The sequence below is a fragment of the Corynebacterium sp. S5S1 genome (assembly GCF_001913985.1).
Classification (GTDB): domain Bacteria; phylum Actinomycetota; class Actinomycetes; order Mycobacteriales; family Mycobacteriaceae; genus Corynebacterium; species Corynebacterium marquesiae.
Map to the genome: position 1 here is coordinate 1 of NZ_MKXT01000058.1, position 4,206 is coordinate 4,206.

At 54.1% G+C, this 4,206-nt stretch carries 5 protein-coding genes and 1 pseudogene; 2 read left to right on the plus strand and 4 right to left on the minus strand.

Features of this window, described 5'->3' with window-relative positions; translation table 11 throughout:
- Positions 1 to 174 precede the first annotated feature (174 nt).
- A complete protein-coding gene (locus tag BKN05_RS11580; RefSeq protein ID WP_034659529.1) occupies positions 175 to 429 on the plus strand; it encodes a hypothetical protein in 255 nt (84 codons plus the stop codon).
- Positions 429 to 1,022: a recombinase family protein gene (locus BKN05_RS11585; protein WP_011117489.1), complete on the plus strand. Its 594-nt coding sequence runs from the start codon at positions 429 to 431 to the stop codon at positions 1,020 to 1,022. Before BKN05_RS11580 ends, BKN05_RS11585 begins: the two co-directional genes overlap by 1 nt.
- Positions 1,023 to 1,883: 861 nt before the next feature.
- On the opposite strand, the gene BKN05_RS11590 is transcribed toward BKN05_RS11585, so the two are convergent.
- The 4 genes and pseudogenes from BKN05_RS11590 to BKN05_RS12650 all read right to left on the minus strand — a co-directional run bounded on the left by BKN05_RS11590 (position 1,884) and on the right by BKN05_RS12650 (position 4,102).
- Positions 1,884 to 2,147 carry a hypothetical protein gene (locus tag BKN05_RS11590; protein ID WP_011117479.1) on the minus strand — a complete coding sequence of 88 codons (264 nt, stop codon included), beginning with the start codon at positions 2,145 to 2,147 and terminating at the stop codon, positions 1,884 to 1,886.
- Between the two features lie 353 nt (positions 2,148 to 2,500).
- A pseudogene (locus tag BKN05_RS11595) lies at positions 2,501 to 2,918 on the minus strand (transposase family protein); the annotation flags it as partial.
- A 164-nt stretch (positions 2,919 to 3,082) separates the two neighbouring features.
- A complete protein-coding gene (gene erm, locus BKN05_RS11600; protein WP_005390949.1) occupies positions 3,083 to 3,937 on the minus strand; it encodes a 23S ribosomal RNA methyltransferase Erm in 855 nt (284 codons plus the stop codon).
- 99 nt (positions 3,938 to 4,036) lie between these two features.
- Positions 4,037 to 4,102, minus strand: a complete 66-nt coding sequence (locus BKN05_RS12650) for an erythromycin resistance leader peptide (protein ID WP_071569110.1) — start codon at positions 4,100 to 4,102, stop codon at positions 4,037 to 4,039.
- Positions 4,103 to 4,206 lie beyond the last annotated feature (104 nt).

A 4,206-nucleotide genomic window follows, 5' to 3' on the forward strand; every position in this document is an offset into this window, starting at 1 on the left:
CCTGTTCACGGCGCCTAAGGCCAGTGACTACGAGCGTGGCGCTCATTTGGGTACACCCTATTGTTACGCCGGTGTGCGGCAGAATGTTTCCTGTAAAATAGGGCCGTTCCTAGCATTGTTTTACACGTGTCTAGCGGGGTCTAAGCCTTATGTTTACAGAAAGTGGTGAGTGTGATGTTATCGTCTGACGGTTTCCATATTGAAAGTCATATTGACTCTGTACCCGCGTTGGCGCGGGTGAAAGATCTGCATGGTGGACTCTCGTCGGGGCAGCAGGCGTTGGGCAGGATTGTACAATCCTTGCTTGCTGACGCTGATGGCCTCGACGGTGTTCAGCTTTATGCCCTCTCGGATGCAATCGAGTCGTATCGTGATGCAGTCATAGAACAAGAGAATGCCGCCTTTAAACCTTCGCGGAGCGAAGACTAATGGTCAATGACTCTGGTTCGCATGGGCAGCGGGTGGGCTATATCCGTGTCTCCACGGTGGAGCAGAATAATCAGCGCCAGAAAGAACTACTCAATGCTTCCGGCAGGATTGACCGGTTTTTTGAAGATAGGATTTCCGGCCGCACCAAGACTGCCCGCCCTGGACTTGTCGAGTGTATGGCGTACGTGCGAGACGGTGACGAACTTGTCGTGTCGTCGATTGACCGTCTCGCCCGATCGCTGACAGATCTGCGCGGTATTGTTGATGAACTTACCGGCAAGGGTGTGACTGTTACTTTCCTGCATGAGAATCTCGCGTTTGCGAAAGACACGTCCGATCCGCGCGCGGATTTAATGCTCGGAATTCTCGGTAGCTTCGCGGAGTTTGAGCGGGCCATTATCCGCGAGCGCCAGGCGGAGGGGATTGCGTTGGCGAAAAAGGCCGGAAAGTACAAAGGCCGCAAACCCGCTCTTAGCCCGCAGCAAGTAGCGGAGATTAAACGGCGCATATTGGCAGGGGAGTCAAAGGCAGCACTAGCGCGGGAATTTGGGGTAACCCGTCCTACGGTGTATCGAGCATTGAAAAACACCTAGGGTAGTGCAGCCGTGATGGTAGATCAGCGCGCCCATGAGCCCCGTCATATGTCTTGCCATATGGCGGGACATATGTTTAGGCATATGCTAAAGCATATGTCGGCAGTTATGTAGCACTGCCAGCATTTTCGTGCGTCTAGATAGGGTGACAGGCAGAGCAATTAGCGGTGTTGAGTGCAGCTGCAAGTAGCACTGTACGGGTTTCCCCTCATGGGCGGCTTTTATAAAGGCAGGGGTGAAATCATGCTTCTAGGTCTCGTCAGGGGTGGCTGCTAACGTTAGTGCCGGTTCACAATCATGCCCCGCCACCTGTGGTGGGGCGTGGGCGTGACTTCCTCGTCGGTGCGCGGTAAGGCCCGCGCGTGACGTGGGCTGTCCCGCGCGCCTTTTTCAGGCGAGCGGACAACCCTACGACGTAAAGGGAGGTAGACAATGGGTAAACACTCATTGGATACACCCGGTCGCAAAAGAAAAGACCTTGATGCCACCAAGCTTGACTGGCTAGATGTGGCTACCAAGGTCATAGTTCTTGTGACCGTAATCGTGAAGCTCGTTACCGCGATGCTTCACGTGGGTCTTTAGGCCCGAGGGTCTCAACGAGCTGGCACTCGTTGGGGCCCTTTTTATTGTGCAGCCGCAATTCAGGGATGAACTGTGCTGTCACTTTTTAGGCTAATGGGCGCGCGAAGGTTTCGCAATACTCCCACACTGAGCCCGTAGCCCTCCTTTTCTCTACTGCGGGCGGGAATCTGCGTATTCGTGCGCCCGCGAGTCCTGCCATATGGCGGAACATATGTTTAGGCATATGTTATAGCGTATGTTCCGCCATATGCTAAAGCATATGTTCTGTGTTATGCAGGTTTACCTGCTAGTTCTTGCGTTTAGGCGGAGTCCGAAAATGGTAATCCACAAGGCTAGTAGGCCGAAGGAGATGAGCAGTGCGGCCAGTTCTCGCGAGAGACCGGCCTGGGTGAAAAGGAAGGAGGGGACAAGGATCATTGCTGCGCTTATGCTGCCTCCAAGCGCGGCGTAATACATACGGTCTTCTGGCCGTTCGCGGCGGATGGTCTGGATGATTAAGACGAAAAGTACTGCGAGTGCGGCGAGGGTGATGGTCGTGTACATTCCTTCTCCTTTCGGGACTGGTGCCCATTTTATCGGTGAGGGTGTGCACGGTCTGTGTGCTGCGTTTTCCAAGAGTCAGGGTGTGTTAGTGTTATCCCCCGTAAGATCCTGATGAGCAGTTGAACAAACTGCACCACCGGAAGTAACAAACTCGAAAGGGTATGTTACCTCCGGTTTCTTTCATTTTTCAATCTTTGAGGTGCGAAGATTGCACGCGTGGGGATTGAGGGTGTGAATCCCACTGTCGTGGGTTTGATGAGGTAGTCGATGTTGCGGAAGCTTTGGCATCGGCGTGCGTTGTGCTCCGTACGTTGTTTCAAAAACGGGTTTCATCAAACGGAACAAAACCTGGGACACTTCATATCCCACCCCAGGCCTAATGACTTGGGTGCAGCGGCAACGCTCATCCGATTTAGGCAGAGTCGTTGCAGGATCCAGTGGGTCACCTGGTCCGTGGTCTTTGAATTGTCGGGCGCGCAGGCAAGGCCAGCACGGAAGATCTTCTGCAAGCAACGCTTGTTGGTGCACCGGTAGCGTGGAAGGCGCACATGAAGTTGTTGGGTGGCCGACGATGGGCAGATCGACCAGGCTGCGGATGACGTGGTCGCGGAATACTCCAGGCTGCCCGCAGGTAGGGCATTCATTGATCGGCTCGACGGGTTCGGCTTCAATAACAGTGACGTCACCGTTTTCTGTGGCACCGGTGATAGTAGTTCCTAGTTTTGCGGTGCGGCAGATGGTATCGACGATGACATTTCCGTTAGGCTGCACAGTAGGTCCTTAGTTTTGTACGGATGGATTAGATACCTTTTTCCTACAAAGCCAAGGACCCCAATATCTTGTGCCACGCCCGAACCCCCGGCGAACTAATCAATGCACTCTAAAACCGGAAGAGCCCTTTTAGTACTACTGGTGGATTTCGGTTTTGGTGGGGATTAACGCCGCCGGCTTCGGTTTTTCCGTTGAGGAGGTCGTTGACTACTTCCCGATGGTGAAATGGGTCGATGGTGAGGTAGAGAGGAACCAGTCACCTGGAAGAGATCGATCCAGTCGTTGGTGTGCAATCTGGGAGGTAGGGTCGCGGGGTCGATTCCTCGCGAGCGCAACCATGATTGTGTTTCTGAACGTGATGAAAACAACCCTGCCCTTCGGAGAATTTCCCCTATCCCGCGTCCCCGGGCAGTGAAAACGGTGTGCACCATCGCCTGAAAGGCTTTGCGCTGCTCTATCGGAATCTTCGGGTCACCCACCCGGCGGATCACTAAGATCCCCCCGTCAACGTTTGGCTGTGGCCGGAAAGCAGTCCTTGGTACCCGAGAACCCAGGTGAAATGTGAACCATGGGGACCACTGAGCCGTCATCATCGTGCTTGCGCCTACCCCGGCCCGGCGGCGAGCGACTTCCCACTGCATGAGGAGTACAGCGTCAGTCCATGCTGGCGCATGCAGCAACTTTCGAAGAATGGCAGTGGTGAGGTGAAAGGGAATGTTTCCCACAATGACGCAGGGAGTGGCGGGTAACCGGAAGTTAAGGAAATCATCATGGACCACTTCGACCGCCGCCGAGGAGGTTTCTTGTGTGATTTTGGCAGCTAGTTTTGCGTCCACTTCAACTGCCGTTATCGCCCTCCCCAAGTGGGCCATCGGGTGAGTGAGGGCACCGCTTCCTGGTCCGATCTCAATGATGGGGCCGGAGGTTTGTTTCACAAGGTCGATGATGGAGTTGATGATCTTGTGGTTGGTGAGAAAATTTTGGCCATGCTCGTGACGGCCGTGTCCGTATGCAGACATCAGGTGTGCTCCTTGGATTTGAAAGGGAGCCGGGCATGAGAAATAGCCGCCCGGCTAAAGGACCGGAGCGGTTTTTAACCTACGGGGTAGGAAACCGCCTTAGCGGTTGGTGCGCAACCGCAAGAAAGCGGTACCTGAAATCAACATGGGTCTAATTATATCCATTTAAAGGGTTAAGGGTCAAAATGTGTGTCTGGCTCGGCGTGTCGCGGGGGTTAGATTTGGCCTTTTTGAATGCCGATTGAGTGGGTGTAGTCGGTGTCGATAGC

Excerpts from the sequence above, each read along its gene's own strand:
- BKN05_RS11580 (WP_034659529.1), top strand. The coding sequence starts at position 175 with ATGTTATCGTCTGACGGTTTCCATATTGAAAGTCATATTGACTCTGTA.
- BKN05_RS11585 (WP_011117489.1), top strand. The coding sequence starts at position 429 with ATGGTCAATGACTCTGGTTCGCATGGGCAGCGGGTGGGCTATATCCGT.
- BKN05_RS11590 (WP_011117479.1), bottom strand. The coding sequence starts at position 2,147 with ATGTACACGACCATCACCCTCGCCGCACTCGCAGTACTTTTCGTCTTA.
- erm (WP_005390949.1), bottom strand. The coding sequence starts at position 3,937 with ATGTCTGCATACGGACACGGCCGTCACGAGCATGGCCAAAATTTTCTC.